This window comes from Arthrobacter endolithicus, from assembly GCF_026627425.1.
GTDB lineage: Bacteria > Actinomycetota > Actinomycetes > Actinomycetales > Micrococcaceae > Arthrobacter_M.
The window spans coordinates 1-2,178 of the sequence record NZ_JAPNLH010000052.1; the positions used below are offsets into that span (position 1 = coordinate 1).

Annotated in this window: 4 protein-coding genes; 1 reads left to right on the top strand and 3 read right to left on the bottom strand. The window is 61.5% G+C overall.

Going from position 1 to position 2,178, the window contains the following annotated elements; translation table 11 throughout:
- From OS914_RS17920 to OS914_RS17930, 3 genes are all read right to left on the bottom strand, one after another.
- The coding region (locus tag OS914_RS17920; protein WP_476375316.1) for a beta propeller repeat protein at positions 1–570 on the bottom strand (570 nt) is incomplete at its 3' end.
- 82 nt (positions 571–652) lie between these two features.
- Positions 653–1,273 (bottom strand): DUF305 domain-containing protein, encoded by a 621-nt coding sequence (locus tag OS914_RS17925; RefSeq protein WP_267547413.1) that lies wholly within the window; start codon positions 1,271–1,273, stop codon positions 653–655.
- 105 nt (positions 1,274–1,378) lie between these two features.
- Positions 1,379–1,810 (bottom strand): DUF6153 family protein, encoded by a 432-nt coding sequence (locus OS914_RS17930; protein ID WP_267547414.1) that lies wholly within the window; start codon positions 1,808–1,810, stop codon positions 1,379–1,381.
- Positions 1,811–1,999: 189 nt separating this feature from the next.
- Between OS914_RS17930 and OS914_RS17935 the strand changes: the two genes are divergently transcribed.
- The coding region (locus tag OS914_RS17935; RefSeq protein ID WP_267547415.1) for an ArsR family transcriptional regulator at positions 2,000–2,178 on the top strand (179 nt) is incomplete at its 3' end.

Here is a 2,178-nt window from a genome sequence, read left to right on the forward strand (position 1 = left end):
CTGTTCCGTGGTGGCCAGGACAACGGTGCTGGCGGGGCTGCCGGCCAGTACTGCGGGAGCGAAGGACGACGGCGACTGCGTCCAGTTGACGCCGTCGGCGCTTGTCTGCAGGGTCCCGTCGTAGGCCACCAGGCCCGACTTGGTGAACGTCAGGGCGTGGAAGTCCGATTGCCCCTGCCGGGAGACCGGCTTCCAGGTTTTACCCGAGTCAACAGATTTGATGAGTCCGACGGGGTCCGGCAAAGCCGATCCCGCGCCGGGGTGGCCGGAGGCATAGAACACCGCGGGATCCGCTGTTGCCGTGAACCCCATCAGATCAATGGTGTCGCTGGTCCTGACGGGGTGTTTTTTGCTCGCGTCATACAGCCCGTCGTGGGTGGCCAGCAAGACCTCCGACGAAGCCGGGCCAACCGTGATGGCGTGAATATGCGCAGCGAGACTCTGGGAAGTTGGCGCGGGGTCGGCCGCGGTGGATCCGGCAGAGCAGCCGGCAAGCAGCAAGGCGACGGCGCCCAGCGCCGTGGTGGCAGCCAACCGAAGGTTGCGGGAAAAGAAGGTAGGTGTTTTCACAGGGGCTCCAAGGAAGGAAATAAGGTGTCGCGGCGGCGACCCGGAACCCGGGCCGCCACCGGCCATGACGGCGTGCCCTGGCTTAGAGGGTGGTCAGCAGATCCTTCATGTCCTTGATCTCGGATTCCTGGGTGGAGACGATGGACTTCGCCAGCGCAACTGCGTCGGCGTTCTTCCCGTCGATCACCTCGGTCTTCGCCATCTCCACGGCCCCTTCGTGATGCGTGACCATCTGCGAAAGGTAAAGCTTCGCGGCCTCCGCGCCCTGCGCCGCGTCGAGCTTTTTCATCTCGTCATCGCTCATCGTGCCGGTCATTCCCGACATTCCCGACATGGCAGCCGGTTCCTTCCAGACAGCAAGCCACCCCGTCATTTTCTCGATTTCGGGGCCCTGGGCCGCCTTGATTCTGGTTGCCAGGGAACTGACCCGCGGGTCGATGCCCTGCTTGGCCAGCAGCATGTTGCTCATATCCACGGCCTGCAAGTGGTGCGGAGTCATCATCTGGGCGAAGGTGGTGTCGGCAGCGTTGTACTCCACGCCGGGTGTCGTCGCGGACGCTGCCGTGCTCATACTGGTAGGGCCCGCAGAGCTACCGCCGTGATCCATGCCCGGCGCACTACCGCCATCGGTGGCGGCGGAGCAGCCGGCGAGGGCGATGGCCACGGCAACCGCCGTTGACGAAATGGTCAGAAACTTCTTCATTGGGAAAGTCCTTCACTAAAAACTGGAGTCTCACTGGATAGCCGGCGCACGGTATCAGTGCGCATCGATAAAGGCCGCCCGCATGGCGGCGGCCGGATCATCGGTTTACGTTCGGCTAATAGAGAGCTGGTTTAGTGAAGGTCCATCGGGAATCCGCTCGACCGCGGTCAATGCCGGCGTTCGCTTAGACACAATATCGCCATACAGGTAGGTAACCGTCTGCGGCACCGGAACCATGATGCCCGCCGGACCGAAGGTAGGCACACAGGAACCATCCATGGCCATTGACCCGGGACAGCCAGGTGAACAGCTACAAATGACGGGAACCTGTTCAACCGGTTCTTCCGGAACGGCAACCTTCACGGCATGAACCGACGCTGCGGAGGTCGTCATGGCAGCTGGAGCCATTGACGCAGCAGGTGTTCCGCCAATCACGTGCATACCCAGGATTCCCCCGGTGATTCCCAGCACGACGATGAGCAACCGTCCCCAGCGAAGCATGGACCGGATGCCGGGCAGTGTCAGTGTGCTGCTCATGAATCCTTCCTTATTCGCTGGGTTGCCAGCCATCCTACCGGCCACACTTGGGCCATGAAGAATCTCACGGAACCGGGCTTAGGAGATGGCAGTATGCACTATCGTCGCTTGAGGCCGACAATACCCCGGTAGGGTATAAGTGGTCAATACTGCGCCAATAGTGGCGCGTTTCTGTGCAAAAATCTACGTATGGATGCAGATAAACGGATATGTGGCCGGGAACCGGACAGCCAATACGTCGAATTGGCCGTCGAGGTATTCGCAATGCTCGCCGACGCAACGCGGGTTCGGATAGTTCTCGCGCTGCGGGACGGTGAAATGGCCGTCAATCAGTTGGCCGAGATGGTCGGAAAATCTCCCGCAGCCGT